General features: G+C 67.8%; 15 protein-coding genes. 2 read left to right on the forward strand and 13 right to left on the reverse strand.

Annotation, left to right across the window (positions count from 1 at the left end; translation table 11 throughout):
- The first annotated feature begins 162 nt into the window (after positions 1 to 162).
- Positions 163 to 591 carry an Lrp/AsnC family transcriptional regulator gene (locus tag MJ122_RS11990; protein ID WP_088417584.1) on the forward strand — a complete coding sequence of 143 codons (429 nt, stop codon included), beginning with the start codon at positions 163 to 165 and terminating at the stop codon, positions 589 to 591.
- 219 nt (positions 592 to 810) lie between these two features.
- On the opposite strand, the gene lysA is transcribed toward MJ122_RS11990, so the two are convergent.
- The 11 genes from lysA to MJ122_RS12045 all read right to left on the reverse strand — a co-directional run bounded on the left by lysA (position 811) and on the right by MJ122_RS12045 (position 15,500).
- Positions 811 to 2,055, reverse strand: coding sequence for a diaminopimelate decarboxylase (gene lysA, locus MJ122_RS11995; protein WP_239744297.1), 1,245 nt, complete (start codon positions 2,053 to 2,055; stop codon positions 811 to 813).
- A gap of 79 nt (positions 2,056 to 2,134) precedes the next feature.
- Positions 2,135 to 3,070 (reverse strand): LysR family transcriptional regulator, encoded by a 936-nt coding sequence (locus MJ122_RS12000; protein WP_239744298.1) that lies wholly within the window; start codon positions 3,068 to 3,070, stop codon positions 2,135 to 2,137.
- 104 nt (positions 3,071 to 3,174) lie between these two features.
- Entirely contained in the window at positions 3,175 to 3,948 is a 774-nt protein-coding gene (locus MJ122_RS12005) for a hypothetical protein (RefSeq protein ID WP_088417167.1), read from the reverse strand.
- Between the two features lie 64 nt (positions 3,949 to 4,012).
- Positions 4,013 to 7,108 (reverse strand): error-prone DNA polymerase, encoded by a 3,096-nt coding sequence (locus tag MJ122_RS12010; RefSeq protein WP_239744299.1) that lies wholly within the window; start codon positions 7,106 to 7,108, stop codon positions 4,013 to 4,015.
- Positions 7,105 to 8,514 carry a DNA polymerase Y family protein gene (locus tag MJ122_RS12015; protein ID WP_239744300.1) on the reverse strand — a complete coding sequence of 470 codons (1,410 nt, stop codon included), beginning with the start codon at positions 8,512 to 8,514 and terminating at the stop codon, positions 7,105 to 7,107. The genes MJ122_RS12010 and MJ122_RS12015 overlap by 4 nt, the downstream gene beginning before the upstream one ends.
- Positions 8,515 to 8,521: 7 nt before the next feature.
- Positions 8,522 to 9,136, reverse strand: a complete 615-nt coding sequence (gene imuA, locus MJ122_RS12020; protein WP_239744301.1) for a translesion DNA synthesis-associated protein ImuA — start codon at positions 9,134 to 9,136, stop codon at positions 8,522 to 8,524.
- A 267-nt stretch (positions 9,137 to 9,403) separates the two neighbouring features.
- Positions 9,404 to 11,719 carry an ATP-dependent DNA helicase gene (locus tag MJ122_RS12025; protein ID WP_239744302.1) on the reverse strand — a complete coding sequence of 772 codons (2,316 nt, stop codon included), beginning with the start codon at positions 11,717 to 11,719 and terminating at the stop codon, positions 9,404 to 9,406.
- Positions 11,716 to 13,365, reverse strand: a complete 1,650-nt coding sequence (locus MJ122_RS12030) for a VRR-NUC domain-containing protein (protein WP_239744303.1) — start codon at positions 13,363 to 13,365, stop codon at positions 11,716 to 11,718. Before MJ122_RS12030 ends, MJ122_RS12025 begins: the two co-directional genes overlap by 4 nt.
- A 233-nt stretch (positions 13,366 to 13,598) precedes the next feature.
- Complete coding sequence (locus tag MJ122_RS12035; protein WP_239744304.1) at positions 13,599 to 14,537, reverse strand: class I SAM-dependent methyltransferase; 939 nt, start codon at positions 14,535 to 14,537, stop codon at positions 13,599 to 13,601.
- Between the two features lie 58 nt (positions 14,538 to 14,595).
- Positions 14,596 to 15,087 carry an ATP-binding protein gene (locus tag MJ122_RS12040; RefSeq protein ID WP_239744305.1) on the reverse strand — a complete coding sequence of 164 codons (492 nt, stop codon included), beginning with the start codon at positions 15,085 to 15,087 and terminating at the stop codon, positions 14,596 to 14,598.
- A complete protein-coding gene (locus MJ122_RS12045) occupies positions 15,084 to 15,500 on the reverse strand; it encodes a nuclear transport factor 2 family protein (protein WP_239744306.1) in 417 nt (138 codons plus the stop codon). Before MJ122_RS12045 ends, MJ122_RS12040 begins: the two co-directional genes overlap by 4 nt.
- Positions 15,501 to 15,772: 272 nt before the next feature.
- On the opposite strand from MJ122_RS12045, the gene MJ122_RS12050 reads away from it, so the two are divergent.
- The gene (locus MJ122_RS12050; protein ID WP_239744307.1) at positions 15,773 to 16,393 is read left to right on the forward strand and encodes a DUF4157 domain-containing protein; all 621 of its coding nucleotides are present in this window, start codon (positions 15,773 to 15,775) and stop codon (positions 16,391 to 16,393) included.
- Positions 16,394 to 16,395: 2 nt separating this feature from the next.
- Here the strand turns inward: MJ122_RS12050 and MJ122_RS12055 are convergent, their stop codons facing one another.
- Positions 16,396 to 17,883, reverse strand: a complete 1,488-nt coding sequence (locus tag MJ122_RS12055) for an efflux transporter outer membrane subunit (RefSeq protein WP_239744308.1) — start codon at positions 17,881 to 17,883, stop codon at positions 16,396 to 16,398.
- A gap of 10 nt (positions 17,884 to 17,893) precedes the next feature.
- The gene (locus MJ122_RS12060; protein ID WP_239744309.1) at positions 17,894 to 18,997 is read right to left on the reverse strand and encodes an ABC transporter permease; all 1,104 of its coding nucleotides are present in this window, start codon (positions 18,995 to 18,997) and stop codon (positions 17,894 to 17,896) included.
- Positions 18,998 to 19,002: the final 5 nt, after the last annotated feature.

Below are 19,002 nucleotides of genomic sequence, written 5' to 3' on the forward strand. Positions count from 1 at the left end.
GCCCGCAGAGGCCAGTCGATGGGTGGCGCGCGGGCAAAGAAATGGCGAGCTGTGAAGGCTCGCCGTGGCGCTCACTATTGCAAAGCTCGTCGTTGAAATGAACCTGACAATCTGCAAGATTGGCGAGAGCTTTCAAGCAGATTGATCAATACGATGAGCAATATGACGAAAAATGCCGACGCGGCCTTGCTGAACCTGTTGCGTGCCAATGCCCGTGAGTCGATTTCCGAGCTGGCGCGCAAGCTCGGGGTGTCGCGCTCCACGGTGCAGAGCCGTATCGAGCGGCTGGAGCAGCAGGGCATCATCAGCGGCTACTCGATCAAGGTGTCGGACAGCTACGCGCAGTCGCTGGTGCGCGCCCACGTGCTGGTGACCGCGCTGCCGAAACTGTCGCACCAGGTGGTGCAGGCGCTGGAAAAGATCGCCGAGGTGAAGACGCTGCATTCGGTGAGCGGCAACTTCGACATGATCGTGATAGTCGAGGCGCTGTCGATCCGCGACCTGGACGCGGTGCTGGACCGCATCGGCGCGCTGGATGGGGTGGAGCGGACGATGTCGTCGATCATTTTGTCGACGCGCATCGATCGGTGAGGAGGGCGCATTCCTGGAGGGGGCGGATTACGCGTGCCGGGTTTCCCTCTCCCGGACCCTGGCTGCGCGCCCCGCTCCGAAGGGAGAGGGGACTGATTGGCAGGGGTGGCAACACCGCGCTCACCCGGCACATCGAACAGCCCCCCTCTCCCTTCAGGGAGAGGGGGGAGAGGGCATGCCAGACCGCGGAGTTCAGGCTGAGGTGGCTTACATCCGGGCTCAGCCCAGATCTTCTTCCAGCGCCAGCAGCTCTTCCACACGCTGGCGGCGGCGGATCAGCTTCGCTTCGGCGCCGTCGAGCAGTACCTCGGCGATCAGCGGGCGGCTGTTGTAGTTCGACGACATGGACGCGCCATAGGCGCCGGTGTCTTCGATCAGCAGCAGGTCGCCGACCTGGGCGCGCGGCAGGGCGCGGGGGATGACCACGCCGCCATCGCCCTGGGTGAACACGTCGCCGGACTCGCACAGCGGGCCGGCCACCACGGTGTCGATGACCTCGCGGCTGGCCACGTCGCCGGCCAGTACGCGGATGCCGTGGTAGCTGCCGTACATGGACGGGCGCATCAGGTCGTTGAAGCCGGCGTCCACCAGCACGAAGTGGTTGCGGCCGGCATCCTTGGTGGCGCGCACTTCGCTGAGCAGGCAGCCGGACTGGGCGACCAGGTAGCGGCCCGGTTCGATCTCCAGGTGCAGCGAGTGGCCGACCACGGCTTCGGCGGCCTTGCGCGCCTTGTCCCACAGCTGGAAATAATGCGCGGTATCCACTTCCGGGTCGCCGGCGCGGTAGGGAATGGACAGGCCGCCGCCGGCGGAGATGCCGGACAGGTCGTGGCCGGCGTCCTTCACCTGCTGCACCAGGCCGAGCATGGCTTCGCCGACCTGGGCCAGGTGGCCGTAGTCGACGCCCGAGCCGATGTGCATGTGCAGGCCGACCAGGCGCAGGCCGCGCTCGCGGATCACGTCCAGGGCGGCGCGCAGGTCGCTGTGCCAGATGCCGTGCTTGGAGTGCTCGCCGCCGGTGTTGGTCTTGTTGCTGTGGCCGTGGCCGAAACCGGGGTTGATGCGCAGCCACACCGGGTGGCCGGGGGCGACTTCGCCCAGTTGGCGGAGCATGTCGATGGAGCCGGCGTTCACCGGGATGCCGTGCTCGACCACGGTTTCCAGGGTGGTGCGGTCAAGCAGGTCGGCGGTGAAGACGATCTCGGATTCGTCCTCACGGCACGAGTAGCCGGCGGCCAGGGCGCGCAGCAGCTCGCCCTGGGATACCGCGTCGACCTTCACCCCCTGCTCGCGCATCAGGCGCAGGATGTGCAGGTTGGAGCAGGCCTTCTGGGCGAAGCGGATGATGTCGAAGCTCTTCAGGCGCTCGATCTGGCCGCGGATGGTGGCTGCGTCGTAGATCCACAGCGGGGTGCCGAATTGCAGGGCAAGCTGTTCGGCGCGGGGCAGGGCGAGGTAAGTCATGAATGGGCTCCGAAGATAGATGGCGCTAGTCTACCGGCCCTTTGCATGGCTGAATAATGCCGCTTGTTATCTGATCAATTCAATTTTGATATAGGGTGCAGCCCACGCCGGCGTCGCGCAGGTGTTGTACGAGTACGCCAGCTTCTGCCTGGAGTGCCGCCACGAAGCGCTCGCGCAGCGGTGTAGCGGGGCGATACAGCGGCTTCGCCACGCTCACCTGGAACGGCAGGGAGAAGGCCAGCGGCCGCAGCTGGATGCCCTGGCCCTGGAACATCAGCGCGGTGATCGGGTTGACCACGGCCAGGCCCAGGCCGGCGCGGACCATGCTGCACACCGAGACGGCGCTGTGGGTTTCCACCTGCATCTGCCGCTGTATGCCGGCGCCGAGGAATACGGCATCGATCAGGTGCCGGTAGCGGTCGCTGGTGGCCAGGCTGACGAATGGCAAGCCGGCGAAATCCGCGGCTTCCAGGCGCTCGCGGGCCAGCAGCGGATGGCCGTTAGGAAGGATGCACACCTCGTCCACCGCCAGCAGCGGCTGCAATTCGGTGCCGCGTGGGGCGTCGTCGCTCTCGATCAGGCCGATGTCGTGGTGCTGGGCGCTGAGCGCTTCCTCCAGGTGCGGCGATTCCAGCGCCGCCACCTCCAGGCTGATCGCCGGGTTCTCCCGGCTGAAGCGCTTGCAGGCTTCCGGCAGCAGCGCCTGGGACAGCGCCGGCAGGCAACCGATGGAGAACTTGCCTTCGGCGAACTGTCCCAGGCTCCCGGCGAAGGCGACGATGCGGTCCAGCCCGGTGAAGGAGCGCTCCACCTCCTCGAACAGCATCAACGCCCGCGCCGTCGGTGCCAACCGCCCGCGCTCGCGCAGGAACAGCTCGAAGCCGACCAATTGTTCCAGCCGCGCCAGCTCGCGGCTGACGGTGGGCTGGCTGGTGTGCAGGAACGCCGCCGCGCGGGTGACGCTGCCGGTGGTCATGACCGCGCGAAAGATTTCGATGTGGCGGAGGGTGATCATGGGGCTGGCCGACGGGGAGATAGCGGGAGGTTAAGGGGCGTGGGCGCGCTGGGCAAATTCCAATGCGCTGAGAGTCATTGTTCCACGCCATCCTACGTTGCGAATCAGCCTCCTGCGCGCTCACACCAGCCCAGGTTGGTCCTGGCGGCGCGGACTTGTCTCAGGTAACCGTCACAATCCGCCGGTGGCAGGTAACGATCACCGCTGTCGCAGATTGCCGTGTTGTCCTTTTCGGTGCCGCTGTATCGCCGGGCATCTTCCACCATCGTCTCCAGCGTGCTGCGGCAGGCCTTGCCTTGGCCGAGCTTGGCCTGGGTCAGGGCCAGGTCATTGCGGGTGGCCAGCTCATCGAGCCAGTGGAGGGTGGCCTTGCAGTCGCTCAGCACCGGGGCGAGCAGGCGTTCGGCGCCGGCGTAGTCCTTGCTGTCATAGAGTTTCTTGAAGCGATTGCGGGTCTGGCGCAGGGCATCGGTGCTGCAACCGGGGGCCGGCTTCAGATAGGTGCCGGCGAAGCCGGCGCGGGCGCCGCAATAGCTCCGACAGTTCTCAGTCAGATCGTTGCTGACTTCTATGCTGTTGTCCTGCAGCTTGAACTTCACGTTGCAGGTGCCTTCCTGCCAGTCTTCATGCAGGTTGGCTTCGCCGTTGCGAATGCTGCCGCCCAGCGAGCAGGAGTGGCCGTTGGCGCCCAGGGATTCGAGGCTGAAAGCCTGTTCGCCCTGCTTGGCCTTCTGAATGACCAGGGTGCCCCAGCCGCCCTTGGCCAGATATTCTCCGGCGGGCAGCGTGGTGTCGGCGGCCTGGACAGTGGATGTGAGTGCAGTGCAGGTGAGTGCAGCGAAAAACAGGCAGAGCAGCGAGCGTCCGTTCGATTTCATGGTTCCATCCAGGTTTACATGGCAGGGATGAATGATACCGCTGTGGGCCGGCTACTGTTTGGCCTCAATGGAAATCCCGACTCCGCACATCCAGCCCTTCCAGCAGATCACTCAGGTCCGTCAGCCGTCCGGCGATCACATGGCGCACGCCGTCCTTGGCTTCCAGGGTGCCGTCCACCTGCATCAGGCGGGCGCTGAGGAAGGGGCGGCGCTGGTGTTCGGCGAGGTCGCGCCAGACGATCACGTTGATCATGCCGAATTCGTCTTCCAGGGTGACGAAGGTGACGCCGCTGGCGGTGCCGGGACGCTGGCGGCCGACCACCAGGCCGGCGACGCGCACCGGACGGTCGGCTTCCAGCGTGGTCAGTTCCCGTGAGCTGCGGCAGCGGCGGGCCTTGAGGGCGCCGCGCAGCAGGGTCATGGGGTGCGGGCCGAGGGTGGTGCCGAGGGTCGCGTAGTCGGTGAGCAGGTCTTCGCCGCGGCTGGGCAGGGGCAGGCTGACCGGCGCTTCCTCGGTGACTTGCCTGGCGAACAGCGGCAGCTGTGGCTCGACCCCGGCAATCGCCCAGCGCGCCTTGTGCCGGTGGCCGGCGAGGCCGCGCAGGGCGCCGGCGTCGGCCAGTTGTTCGCGGGCGCGGTTGTCCAGGTGGGCGCGCAGGCAGAGGTCGGCGACGTCGGCGAAGGACCGTTGATTGCGCGCCTGGGCCACGGCATTGGCCACGTCCTCGCGCAGGCCGCGCACCATGCGCAGGCCGAGGCGGATCGCCGGCTGGCGTTCGGCGACGGGCTCCAGGGTGCAGTCCCAGTGGCTGTGGCGCACGTCCACCGGGCGGATCTCCAGGCCGTGGCGGCGAGCGTCCTGCAGGAGCTGGTCGGGGCTGTAGAAACCCATGGGCCAGCTGTTGATCAGGGCGCAGGTGAAGGCCGCCGGTTCGTGGCATTTCAGCCAGCAGCTGGCGTAGGTCAGCAGGGCGAAGCTGGCGGCGTGGGACTCGGGGAAGCCGTAGCTGCCGAAGCCCTTGATCTGCTCGAAGATGCGCGCGATGTATTCCTGCTTGTAGCCCTTGGCGGTCATGCGCTCGAACAGCCGCTGGCGGTGTGGCTCCAGCCCGCCGTGGCGCTTCCAGGCGGCCATGGAGCGGCGCAGGTGATCGGCCTCGCCGGGCGTGTACTCGGCGGCGATGATCGCCAGTTGCATCACCTGTTCCTGGAACAGCGGCACGCCGAGGGTGCGCTCGAACACCGGCTTGAGTTCCTCGGAGGGATAGTCGACTTCTTCCTCCTCGTTCCGCCGCCGCAGGTAGGGATGGACCATGTCGCCCTGGATCGGGCCGGGGCGGACGATGGCCACCTCGATCACCAGGTCATAGAAGGTCTTGGGTTTCAGGCGCGGCAGCATGGCCATCTGCGCGCGGGACTCGATCTGGAACACCCCCACGGTGTCGGCGCGGCTGATCATGGCGTAGGTCTTCGCGCATTCCTGCGGTAGTGAGGCCAGTGTGTAACGCTCCCCGCGATAGTGCTCGATCAGGTCGAAGCAGCGGCGCAGGGCGCTGAGCATGCCGAGGGCGAGCACGTCGACCTTGAGCAGGCCGACGGCGTCGAGGTCGTCCTTGTCCCATTGGATCAGGGTGCGCTCGGGCATCGCTGCGTTTTCCACCGGCACCAGGGTTTCCAGTGGCTGCTGGGAGATGACGAAGCCGCCGGGGTGCTGCGACAGGTGCCGGGGGAAGCCGACCAGTTGCCCGGTCAGGGCCAGCACGCGGCGCAGGATCGGGCTTTCCGGGTCGAAGCCGGCCTCTTTCAGGCGCTCGGGCGGCGGAGCCTCGCGGCTCCAGGCGCCGCAGCAGTCGGCCAGCGCGCCGACCTGGTCCGGCGGCAGGCCCAGCGCCTTGGCCACGTCGCGCACCGCGCCGGCGCCCCGGTAGGTACTGGCCACGGCGGTGAGGGCGGCGCGACTGCGGCCGTAGCGACCGAACACGTACTGGATGACTTCCTCACGACGGTCGTGCTCGAAGTCGACGTCGATGTCCGGCGGCTCGTTGCGCTCGCGGGAGATGAAGCGCTCGAACAGCAGGTGCACATGTTCGCGGGTCGGGTCCAGCTCGGTGATGCCCAGGGCGAAGCAGACCACCGAGTTCGCGGCTGAGCCGCGTCCCTGGCAGAGGATGCTCTGGCGGCGGGCGAAGGCGACGATGTCGTAGACCGTGAGGAAGTAGCTGTCGTACTTCAGCTCGGCGATCAGTGCCAGTTCATCTTCGACGCGTTTGCGAACGGCGGGGGTAGCACCGTTTTTCCAGCGCAGAAGGATGCCTTCCTCGGTCTTCTCCCGCAGCCAGGTGGTGGGCGTGTGGCCTTCGGGCACCAACTCGCGCGGGTACTGGTACTTCACATCCCTGCCCAGGTCGAAGGTGCAGCGCTCGGCAATCTTCAAGGTCTCCGCCAGCAGCTCGGCGGGGTAGATCGCCGCCAGCGCCTCCTTCGGTCGCAGATGCCGTTCGCCGTTGGGGTAGAGGTACTGCCCGGCCTCGTGCACCGGCAGGTGCTGGCGGATGGCAGTCATGCAGTCCTGCAGGGCGCGGCGGCCACGGATATGCATGTGCACGTCGCCGCAGGCCACGGCGGGAATCTCCAGGCGCGCGGCCTGCTCCTGCAGGCGTCGCAGCTTGCCGGCGTCGTCCGGGCCCTTGTGCAGTTCGATGCCCAGCCACAGGCGCTCAGGGAACAGACCGCGCAGCCAGAGGCCGTCGTCGTCCTGCGCGTTACGCGGCAGCCAGATCGCCAGCAGATGCTCCAGGTTGCCGTCGAAGTCCGCGCGCACCAGTCGATAGCTGCCTTTCTCGGCGCGGCGGCGGGCGTGGGTGAGCAGGCGGCAGAGGTTTTCGTAGCCGGTGAGGTTTTCCGCCAGCAGCACCAGTTTCGGGCCTTGCTCGATGCTCAATTCGCTGCCGGTGATCAGCGGGATTTTCGTCTCCTTCGAGGCCTGCCAGGCGCGGACGATACCGGCCAGGCTGCATTCGTCGGTGATCGCAAGCGCCCGGTAGCCGAGCTTCTTCGCCCGCTCGAACAGCTCGGCGGCGCTGGAGGCGCCGCGCTGGAAGCTGAAGTTGGACAGGCAGTGCAGCTCGGCGTAGCCGATGCCTTCGACCGGCGCGCTCATGCGAACCAGCCGTGCAGCAGCAGGGGACCGTCGTCGCCCACCGGGCGGAACGCCCAGGCTCGCTGGCCGCTGCGGGTGCGCACCTGATAGTAGTCGCGGCGGATGTCCTCGCCGTCCCACCAGCCGGATTCGATGCGCTCGGGGCCGGCCAGCAGGGGCGGGGCGAATTCGCGCAGCGGCTGGGGTTCGGCCAGCAGCCAGCCGGGGCGCGGGGCCATGGTGACGGGCTGCAGCGGGGTGGAGCAGTCTTGCCAGGCGCGCTCCGGGCGATGGTCGGCGCGGCCACCGAGGCTGTGCACGGCATCGTCGCCCAGCCGTGCGCGCAGTCGTTCGCGCAGCTGTTCCCAGGGCAGCGACTGTTGCGGGCGGTCGTCGAACAGTTCGCGGTGCTGCGGGACGAAGGCCGGCAGGTCGTCGGCCAGCAACCGCACGCTGTGCACCGGGGCGCGCAGTTGCAGTTGCTCCAGGCGGCCACGGGTCAGCTCGAAGAGCATCGTTGCCTCGCGCTCGGCGCTGAGCAGGCCGACCGGCATCTGCGTGTCGCTGCCTTCGTGGTGTTCCAGGTAGAGGACGAAACGCTGCACGCCGCTGTCGCGCCCGGCGAGGAAGGCGGCGAGGTCGCCGGTGAGGCGGCGCAGCGGGAACAGCAGCGCCTGGGTGGATTCCACGTCGAAGTTCAGCTCGATGCGCGACTCGAAGGTATCTGGCGGCCGGTAGAACTCCAGGGCCAGCGGGCGCTGGCCGAGCAGGGTGTCGACCTGCCGCAGCACCTGCGGCGGAAAGCGCCGGGCCAGGCTCTCACGCGGCAGGGCGAGCAGCTGCTGCAGGCTGCGCAGGCCCATGCGGCCCAGGGAAGTGGCGGCGTCGCGCTCAAGGCCCAGGCGCTCCAGCGGCATCCTGCCCAGGTACTGGCGCAACTGCTCGTTGTCGTGGATCGCCAGGCCGTCGTGGCCGTTGGCGAGGATGCGTGCGGCGGCCGGGTTGGGTGCGGCGGTGATGCGGTGGCGGAAGCCCAGCCCGTTCAACTCCTCGCGCAGGCGAGCCTCGAAGCGCGGCCAGGGGCCGAACAGTTGCAGGCTGGACTGCACCTCCAGCAGCAGCGCGCGCGGGTAGTGCTGGCTGACTTGCGAGCTGAAGCCGTAGGCCCAGGCGGCCAGCAGGTCCTGCCAGCGTTGCACGTCGCGCAGGTCGTATTCGGCGGTGGCAAATTCGCGGCTCAGCGCCTGGGCGGCGGTGAGCGACTGGCCGGGCTTGAGCCCCAGCGCCCGCGCGGCCGGGTTCACCGCCTGCAGCACGCGGCGCTGGGGCGGCCCGGCGAGCAGCGCCAGGGCGGCATCCGGCTCGGAACGGCCGCGCAACACGCCGTCCATCGCCAGTTGTGGCAGGAGAATGCAGGCCCAGAGCATGGCGGCCTCAGTGCCAGGGCAGCGGGATGGGCCGCGCCGGCGCCAGGCCGCCCCGGCACTTGAGCACGCGCAGCTGGGCCGGGTTGGCGTCCAGCGCCAGGCGCAGCGCAGCGGGCGATGGGTTGAGCGCTTCGCGCTGAGAACGGTAGGCGATGGCCAGGGTCTGCCCGGTTTCAGCCGCCACCTGCAGGCGGCGCAGGGCGCGGTCGTCGGCCTGCTGCGGCCAGCACAGCACGGCGCCGCAGCTGCCCGAACGCAGGCACTGCTCGGCGGCCCAGAGCGCATCGCGGCCGGTCGCCCGGACGATGGCGAGCTGCTCCAGCGCCACGCCGGCGGCCTGCCAGGCGGCCGGGTAGGGGATATGGGGCGGTGCGACCAGCACGATGCGCTCGCCTGCCGCGCTGAGTCGCGCCAGGGTCGGCCAGACCAGTTGCAGTTCACCGGTACCCTCGGCGGCCAGGAGAATTTCGCTGAGCGCCGCTTCCGGCCAGCCGCCAGTGGGCAGTGCAGCATCCAGCGCCGCATGGCCAGTGGGCTGCTGGCTGGGCGGCAGGCCCTGGGGCTGGCCTTTCCAGACCTGGCGCTGGTGGAACAGGGTATCGAGGGCGACCACGCTGCCCATCACGGCCTCCCGGCCGGCGAGCGGCGACGGTCATGCGCCCGGCGGGAGGGCCGGGGAAGGGATATGGGGAGGATGAACATGGGGTTGCTCGGAAATAACTGTATGGATATACAGTTTATCCGGTAGTAAGGTGCCGTCAATGGCGGTTGGTCTGACGGCCATTCGGACGCATCGGGGCGTCATCCGTTGGAGCAGGCATGCCCGCGACCAGAGCGCACCAGCATCACGGCGGAACACGAACGTACGGGGGCCAGCCAATGCGATGGGTTACAACAGCAGATACCCTTGCGGCGCTTTGAACCGCGGCGGGTCGGCGACGAACTTCAGCCGCTGCGTCTTCCACCAGCTGGGCAGCAACCGCCTCACCGCCGGCTGGTTGAAGCGGTCGTCCAGCAGGTAGATCACCCCCGAATCCGTCGTCGTGCGGATTACCCGGCCCGCCGCCTGGACGACTTTCTGCAAACCGGGGAACAGGTAGGTGTAGTCGTAGCCGTCGCCGAACATCGCCTGCATGCGCTGCTTGATTTCCTCGTTGACCTCGTTCACCTGCGGCAGCCCCAGCGTGGCGATGAAAGCGCCGATCAGGCGGTCGCCCGGCAGGTCGATGCCCTCGCCGAACGCACCGCCGAGCACGGCGAAGCCGATGCCCTGCGAGTGCGGGGTGAAGCGGTCGAGGAAGGCCTGGCGCTCCAGTTCGTTCATGCTGCGCGATTGCACCCAGCGCGGAATGTCCGGGTGTTCGGCGGCAAAACGCTCCAGTGCCTGTTGCAGGTAGGCGTAGCTGCTGAAGAAGGCCAGGTAATTGCCAGGGCGGGCGCGGAACTGCCGGGCCATCAGGGTGCTGATCGGCGTGAGGCTGGCCTCGCGGTGCTGGTAGCGGGTGGACAGGTTGCTCAGCGCATGGACTTCCAATTGCTCGGCGTGGAACGGCGATTCCACTTCGCGCCAGGTGGTGTCTTCCGGCAGGCCGAGCAGGTCCGCATAGTAATTGGCCGGGTTCAGCGTGGCGGAGAACAGCGTGGTGCTGTGGGCCGCCTCGAAGCGTTCGGCGAGGAAGGGCGCCGGCACCACGTTGCGCAGGCACAGGGTGGACAGCGTGCGCTGGCCGCTGCCGTCGTGGCGGGTGATGTCGAACAGCGAGTGCGGCCCGTAGGCTTCGGCCAGCCGGCAGAACAGCATGGCGTCGAGGTAGAAGCGCAGCAACTCGGCCTCGTTGCCGGTGGGCTGGTCGGTAAGGTGGTCGGTGATGGCGCTGACGGCTTTCTGCAGTGCGGCGATGAACAGGTCCGGCACCGTCGGGTAGATCTGGTAATCGACCTCCTGGTCGCGGTGCATCTGGTTCCAGTGCCGGCCGACGCGCTCCAGTACGCCTTTCAGGCCGGCCGGGGCGACCTTGCGCAGGGCATTGAACTCGGACTGGTCCAGCTCGGCGCTGTACATGCCGCGGCCGCGCTCGATGAGGTTGTGCGCCTCGTCCACCAGCAGCGTCACCTTCCAGTCATTGAGTACCGTCAGGCCGTAGAGCAGGGCGGTCATGTCGAAGTAGTAGTTGTAGTCGCCCACCACCACGTCGGCCCAGCGGCACAGTTCCTGGCTCAGGTAATAGGGGCAGACCTGGTGCTCCAGCGCGACCGCGCGCAGGTTTTCCTGGGTCAGCCAGCGGCGCTTGAGCGCGGCCTCGCGGGCGGCGGGCAGGCGGTCGTAAAAGCCCTTGGCCAGCGGGCAGGATTCGCCGTGGCAGGACTTGTCCGGATGCTCGCAGGCCTTGTCGCGCGCGACGTGTTCGAGTACGCGCAGGGGCTGCGCAGCGTCCTGCTGGCGCAGGGTCGACAGGGCGTCCAGGGCCAGGCGGCGACCAGGAGTCTTGGCGGTGAGGAAGAACAGCCGGTCGAGCTGCTGCCCGGGAAATGCCTTGAGCTGCGGGAATAGCGTGCCGAGGGTCTTGCCGATACCGGTGGTGGCCTGCGCCATCAGCGTCTGGCCGTCGCGGGCGGCGCGGTAGACCGACTCGGCGAGCATGCGCTGGCCCTGGCGGAAGTCGGCGTAAGGGAAGCGCAGCGCCTCCAGGCCCCGGTCGCGCTCGATGCGATGGGCGCTTTCCTGCTCGGCCCACTGCACGAAGCGCTGGCATTGCAGCTCGAAGAAGGCGCGCAGGTCGTCGGCGGCGAAGCGCTCGCGGAACTCGGTTTCCTTCTGGGTGATGACGTTGAAGTAGACGACGGCCAGATCGATGGCGTCGATTTCCAGCGTCTGGCACAGCAGCCAGCCGTACACCTTGACCTGCGCCCAGTGCAGCAGACGGTGGTTCTGCGGAATGCGCGCGACGTCGCCGCGGTGGGTCTTGATCTCTTCCAGCAGGTTGGCACCCGGGTCGTAACCGTCGGCGCGGCCGCTGACCACCAGGCCCGGAAACTCTCCGCGCAAGGGCAGCTCGGCGATGTAGCCCAGCCCGCGCCGCGACACCACTGTGGCATGCCCGGCCATGCCTTCCTGCGCCGTGGGCGCGGGGGTGAAGCGCAGGTCGAGGTCACCCTCCTTGGCGGTGAACTCGCACAGCGCGCGCACCGCGATGGCGTAGCTCATGCGAGCTCTTCCACGGTTTCGCGCCAGCGCACATAACAGACTTCCACCGGCATGCCGTGCTCGGCGCAGAAGGCCAGCCAGCGCTTCTGGTTATCCTGCAGGCGGTCGCCGGGGCCCTTCACCTCGATCATCCGGTAGCGTGCCTCGGCGGGCCAGAACTGGATCAGGTCGGGCATGCCGGCGCGGTTGGCCTTCGGGTCCGCCAGCAGGCGCTCGAACCACAGCTTCAGGTGCGCCGCCGGCAGGCAGTGCAGGGCTTGTTCCAGCAGATTCTCGTCCAGCAGCTCCCAGTGCACGAAGGGCGAGAGGATGCCGGACTTGGCGATGTAGGTTTCGCGGATTGCCGACAGGTAGGCGCCACTGTCCAGCAACGCCAGGCGTGCGCCGAAGGCTTGTGCGCGGCGGCTGACGAAATCGCTGCGGTTGAGATCGCTGGGCCCGGCCTGGAAGGGGTGGAAGAAGGCGCCGGGCAGCGGGGCGAAGATCACCTCCCAGCAGAGCAGGCCGAACAGGCTGCAGATCAGCGCGTTCTCCACATAGTGCACGGGCGCTTGTTCCTCGTGGAGCACGGCCTGCACGGCGAACTCGACGTTGACGTCCGGACGCGGCAGCTCCAGGTCGATGCGCAGCGGCGGCGCGGGCCTGGCGGCTTGTTCCTCGGGCAAACCGAGCTGGCGGACCAGCCGGGTCCGTGCGCGCTCGACCAGTTGCAGCTCGCCATCGCTTTCCGGCGCGGCCAGTGCAGCCTGCACCAGTGCATGGGCTTCCTCGAAGCGTTGCAAGCGTTCCAGCACGCGGATCTGCCGCTGCCGCGAGCCCCCGGCGGCGGTGCGCTGGTAGAGCGCCAGCGCTGCGTCCAGCTCGCCTTCGCGCTCCAGCTGGTAGGCCATGCGGTACAGCAGGCGGCCGTGGCGCGCCTGCAGGTAATCGTTGTCACTGGCGAAATCGCCCAACTCCGCAACCAGCTCGGCGATGGGCTCGCCGGCTTCGAAGCGGACGGCGCCGTTCCACAGGTGGATATAGGCCTCCAGGTCGTCGCGACGGCGGAAGGCGCGGGAGTCGGCGGTGAAAGGGACGCTTTCGTAACGGAAGATACCGAGGTCGGCGAGCACGAACTCCGACCAGTCCTGCTGCAGGTTGCCGAAGAACAGCAGGCGCAGGCGGTCGCACAGCGGCGTCGCCATCAGGGTGTAAAGGCTGTCGAGTTGCGGAGACCAGCCCTCGAACGGCTGCACCTGCCCGTGGTAGGCGTGCAGGTGCTCGTAGAGCTCGGCCTTCTTCAGCGACCCGCGCGGCAGGTCCTCGCGGAAGCGCGCGAGCAGTTCGTCCTTGAGCAGCAGCGGCAGCAGCTCTTCCAGCGTGAGCGGGTAGGCGTCATCGAGCCAGCCCAGCTCCAGCAGAGGCGCGGCGGCGCTGGGAATGTCGCCGATCTCCGCGTAGCTCAGCTTACCGGTGCGAAAGTGCGGCCCCTTGCGCATCACCAGCCGCACCAGCAGTGCCCGCGAGGGCAGCGGCAGGGCGCGGAAATCGGCGATGAAGCGCGCTTCCTCGGCGTCGAGCAGGTCGGCGTAGCGTTCGTCGATCCAGTCGAGGGCGCGATGGAAGTTGGTCAAGTAGTAGAGGTTGGGGTCGAGCGGCGCGGACATCGGCGGGCACTGGTTTTACATACAGTGGAAAGGATGGCGTGATGGCGGCTTGGCCGCAAGGGTTGGCACGGCCTTTTATCGGGATATGGCCTACAGCGTTTTTGGAGGGGCTTTGTAGGATGGGTGGAGCGAAGCGATACCCATGCAGCGGGTACTCGGAATCGATGGGTATCGCTTCGCTCCACGCCATCCTATGGTCGTTCTTCCCTACCGCATCACACCGGCTCAGCGGATCAACCTAGACGGAACACCAGCGCCTTCAGGCCGCTGTCTTCCTCGATGTCGGCGAACTCCGGCGGATTTTCCAGGCGCTCGACGAAGCGCAGCGGCGGCGCCTCGGCGGCCATTCCTTGAAGAAGGAAGTCCATGCCGACGGCCGGGTCGTTCACGCAGGCCAGCACGGTGCCGGCACCGTCCAGCAGTTCCGGCAGGCGGCGCAGGACGCGGGCGTAGTCCTTGTCGAGGACGAAGCTGCCTTTCTGGAAGCTCGGCGGGTCGATGATGATCAGGTCGTAAGGGCCGGATTTCTTCACCTTGCCCCAGGACTTGAACAGGTCATGGTCGAGGAAGCTCACCCTGGACAGGTCGTGGCCGTTCAGGCGGTGGTTGTCGCGGCCCCGGCTGAGCGCGGCGCGGGCCATGTCGAGGTTGACCACCTTCTGTGCGCCGCCGGCAATCGCCGCGACGGAAAAGCCGCAGGTGTAGGCGAACAGGTTGAGTACGCGCAGGCCTGCGGAGTTGGCCTGCACCCACTGGCGCCCATAGCGCATGTCGAGGAACAGGCCGTTGTTCTGCTTGCGCCCCAGGTCCAGCTGGTAGCGCAGGCCGTGCTCGCTGATCTGCCAGCCGTCGAAGGCTTCGCCATGGAGCACTTCCATGGTGCTTTCCAGGGTGTAGCGGTGCTGCAGCATCAGGCTGCGGGCACCGGTGCTGCGCCAGGCCTCGCTGTCAGCCAGTTCGGTCAGCATTGTCCTGAGCGCGGCCAGTTCCTCGGCTTCCGGCTCGCGGAACAGCGACACCAGCAGTACGCCTTCCAGCCAGTCGGCGGTGACCTGCTCCAGCCCCGGCCAGCGTCGGCCGCGGCCGTGGAACAGGCGGCGGGTTTCCGCGGGAGCGGGGTTCAGCGCGGCGAGCAGTTGCTCGCGCAGGGTGGCGATGGCTTCGGTGTTCATCTTTCCGGTCTTTCTGGTTCAGGCGATCGGGGTCAATCGGGGCGGCGATTCTACGCGCTCAGGCGCCATGGCGCTGCACCTGCAGTTTTTCCTCCGGGCGCGGGGCGACGAAGTAGCGGTTGAGCGCCTCGTAGCCGGCGGGGTCCAGCGGTGCCGCCAACGGGGCGATGGCGTGGCGCGCCAGCAGGCGGTTGCGGCAGGTGGCCGGGTCGACGTCGAGGAAGTGCAGGCAGTGTGCCGCGCCGGCCTGTTGCGCCAGGTCGATCAGCCAACGGCGGTCGGCGAGGGTGTTGGCGGGGATGTCCAGCACCACGCTGGTGCCGGCGCGCAGCAGGCCGACCACGTGGGGGCCCATGACCTTGCGCACGCGGCGGGCGTAGAGCTGGTAGTCGTCGGGGTTGCTGATGCCCCAGGGAAACAGCTCGGCCAGCCATTGCTCCTCGGCCAGCATCACGGTGCCCGGCGCTTCGGCCAGCTCCCGCGCCAGGCAGGACTTGCCCGACGCCGCCTTGCCGCACAGCAGGTGCAGCGTGCCTGTGGGTGTGCTCATGTCCTCGCCTCCAGCAGATCGGTGCCATAGGAGTTGTCTACCGCGCAGCGCCAGGCGCCATTGGCTTCGCGGCGGAACACGTAGGTGGCGCGGCGGCTCAGCTTGCCGTGGCGGGTGTCGAGCAGGGTCTGCGCGACCACCAGGGCGGTGTCGCCGGTTTCGAGGATTTCCAGGCGGCCCTGGCGCACCCGCAGGTTGTGCCCGAAGTGCTCGGCGATGGCGACGAATGCACGGCGGATCTGCTCCTTGCCGCGCGCCAGCAGGCCGGGCTTGACCACCAGCAGGGCGTCGTCGCTGTAGAACTCGATCAGCGCATCGAAGTCCTCGCGGCCGATGGCTTCGTCGGCGGCCTGGATGAGCGCCTGCAGGGGGTGCTGCTCTGGGGGGAGGGCCGCTTGGTTTGCCTGGTCCATCAGTGTCTCCTCGATCGGGAGCCTCGGACGGCGGGCATTAAAAAACCCGCCGGGAGGCGGGTTTGGTTGTTCGCTTGAATGCGCTAACCCACCATCGGAGCGATGGTGGTAATAATCGACTGGAAGGTGCGGTTGGCGGCATTCATGGTTCAGAAGCTATCAGAAGTTTCATACGTCGCGCCAGTGCTCTTTTTTGCTGGCGGCATGGCATGATCGCGCCGCCTCATGGTCCAACGCCCGAGTCCTTCTCCACGCTGTAGCGGAGCCATTTCATGCCATCCCCCCTTGCAACCCGCTTCCTGCGCGCCCTGGCGTTGCTCGCCGGGTTGGCCGCGTCCGTCGATACCCTTGCCGCGACCTGCCCGACGGGGCAACGCCAGGTCTGCCTGGACACCTGCATGTGCCTGCCGGACCTGGGCGCTGTGCTCGGGCCAGTCCTCACCGATACCCGCAAGATGGCCGCCCAGGCGCTGGGCGTGTGGCTGCAGCAGTCCCGTGAGCAGGCGGCGCAGGGCGGTACCGAGCCGATCCCGCTGGAGATCCGCGCCCAGTTGCAGCCGTACTTCTCCGACGACGTGCTGATGGCGGCGCGCTATTCCACCGGTGCGCTGGACGAGCTGAACGCCGCCCAGACGATCATGCAGAACCCCGACACCGAGGCCGTTACCCTGGTGGACGTGATTGTCTTCCGCAGCGAAGACGACGCTCAGAAGGATGTTGCCCTCTGGGCTCACGAGCTGTGGCACGTGAAGCAGTACCAGGAGTGGGGCGTGCAGGGCTTCGCCACGCGCTATTCCGAGGACTTCGATGCCGTCGAGGCGCCGGCCTACGAGATGCAGCGCCGGGTCGCCAAGGACCTTCGCGACGCCAAGGTCACCGCGCAGCAGAACTGACCTCAGCGGCTGGCGCTGGCCTCAGGCGCCGGCGTGCCGCCGCCTAGCGCCTTGCACAGGGCAATCAGCGTCAGGCGCAGCTGGGTATCGCTGTCTACCACATCGCGGCGCGACTGCAGATAGGCGCGCTGGGCGTCCAATTCCACCAGGAAGTCGGTCATGCCGCCGGCATAGCGCGCCTTGGCCATGCCGTAGGCAACGTCGCTGCTGTGCAGTCTTTCCTGCAGGCGCTGGTTGCGCTGGCGCTCGGCGCCGTAGTGGCTCAGCGCGTCATCCACTTCCTGCCAGGCCTTGAGCACGGTCTGCTGGTAGGACACCGCCGCTTCCTGCTGTTCCAGCTGGCGCAGGTTGATCTGCGAGCGCCGCCGGCCGTTGTCGAAGATCGGCAGCGACAGGCTCGGGCCGACGCTCCAGGTGCGGCTGCCCCAATCGCTGAACTTGCCGTCGTCAGCCGATTCGTAGCCGAACTGGGCGCCCAGGCGGATGGACGGGTAGAGGTCGGCCACGGCCACGCCGATGTTGGCGGTGGCAGCGTGCAGCCGGGCTTCGGCGGCGCGGATATCCGGGCGGCGACGGGCCACCTCCGAAGGCAGGCCAAGGCTCAGGTCCGGCGTTTGCGGGGCGCTTTGCACGACGGGCTTGAGGTCATCGCGCAGGCTGCCGGGTTCGGCGCCGATCAGCACGCCGATCTGGTTGATCGCCGCGCTTTCGCTGGCGTTCAGCTGCGGCAGGCTGGAGCGCAGTTCGGCGAGCTGGCCGCGCTGGCGTTCGACGTCGAAATCGTCCACCAGCCCGCCATCGGCGCGCACCTGGATCAGTTGCAGGGATTGCTCGGTGGCGACTATGTCCTGGGTGGCCACGGCGATCTGCTGCTGTACGCCGCGCAGTTCGAAGTAGGCGCGGGCCAGTTCGGCCGAGACGCCCAGGCGCGTTTCTTCCAGCATGGCCTGCTGCGCCGCCACGCTGGCGTCGGCGGCCTCGATCGAGCGGCGGATGCGGCCCCACAGGTCAGGCTCCCAGGAGGCGTCGAAACCGGCCTGGTAGAGGGTGAAGGGTTCGGCGAGGACCTTGCTGATCTGCTCGCTGTTCGCGCCCGGGGCGATGCGCTGGATCATCAGCGCGTTGGCGCCGTTCTCGCTCATGCGCTGGCGGGTTACGCCGCCGCTGGCATTGACGTCCACGCCGCGCTGGGCCGCCACCATCTGCCGCTGCATGCGGCTCTGGGCGAAGCGCAGCATGGCGCTGTTGAGGTCCGGGCTGGCCTTGTCGGCGCGGCGCTGCAGGTTGTTCAGCACCGGGTCGTTGAACAGTGTCCACCAGTCTTCGCTCAGGCGCGTGCCACCCTCGGCGGGGTGCAGTCGCGCGTCACCGGAGTGCGCGGCCTGCCAACTGGCCGGCGCCTGGGGTTTCGGGGTCTCGTAGTCGGGGCCGACGGCGCAACCGGCCAGGGCCAGCAGGGCGAAGGCGAGGGGAGTGAGCTTTAGCGTCATGGTCGTTCTCTCACGCAAGCCGGTGGCGGAACAGCCACGAGGCCAGGGGCAGGGTGACGGCGGCCACCACCAGCATGGGGATCAGGTTGTGCCAGACATCGGCCAGCGTCGCGCCTTCGAGGTAGACGCGCTGGATCAGGTCGATGCCGAAGCGCAGCGGGTTGGCGTAGGTCACCAGCTGCAGGAACTCGGGCATGTTGCGCACTGGCGTGGCGAGGCCGGAGAGCAGCGTCAGCGGCATGATCAGCACGAAGGTGTAGAGCATCGCCTGCTGCATGTTCAGCGACACGGCGCTGATCGACATGCCCAGCCCGACGCAGGCCACGGTGAAGACCGCAAGCCCGCCATAAAGATCGAGCAGCGAGCCGGCCATGGGGATGTCGAACCAGAACAGCGCCATCAGCAGCACCAGGGTGGCCTGCACCAGGCCGATCAGCGTCGGCGGGATGGCCTTGCCAAGCATGATTTCCAGCGGCGTGTAGGGCGTCACCAGCAACTGGTCGAAGGTGCCCTGTTCGCGTTCGCGGGCCACCGAGAGTGCGGTGAGCATCAGCGTCTGCATCATGCTCAGGGTGGCGATCAGCGCCGGGATCAGCGGCCAGCGGGTTTCCAGGTTGGGGTTGTACCAGGAGCGGCTGACCACGCTGATGGGCGCCGCGGCCAGGCCCTGTTCCTGGTTGAACTGCTGGACGACCACGGCCAGCCCGGCGGCGGCGGAGCCGGCGGTATTGGAGTTGCGCCCGTCGAGGATGACCTGGATCGGCGCCGGGTCGCCCTGGGCCAGGCGGGTCTGGAAGTCCGAGGGAATGTGGATCACCAGCAGGGCCTTCTGCTCGTCGATCACTGTCTGGATTTCCTCCACGCGGGTCAGCGTCGCCACGCGGTGGAAGATGCCGCTGCCATCCAGGCGAGAGATCAGGCGCGTGGAGGATTCGCTGTGGCTGAGGTCGAGCACGGCGTAGGGCGCGTCGTTGAGGTCGAAGGTCACTGCATAGCCGAACAGCACGCTCTGCATCAGCACCGGTGCCACCAGCACGATGCGGTTGGCCGGGTCCTTGAGGATCACCAGCAGTTCCTTGCGCCACAGGTTGAGGATGCGCCAGAGAAATTCCATGCGGG

The organism is Pseudomonas sp. DP-17 (assembly GCF_022380625.1).
Taxonomy (GTDB): Bacteria; Pseudomonadota; Gammaproteobacteria; order Pseudomonadales; family Pseudomonadaceae; genus Pseudomonas; species Pseudomonas nitroreducens_A.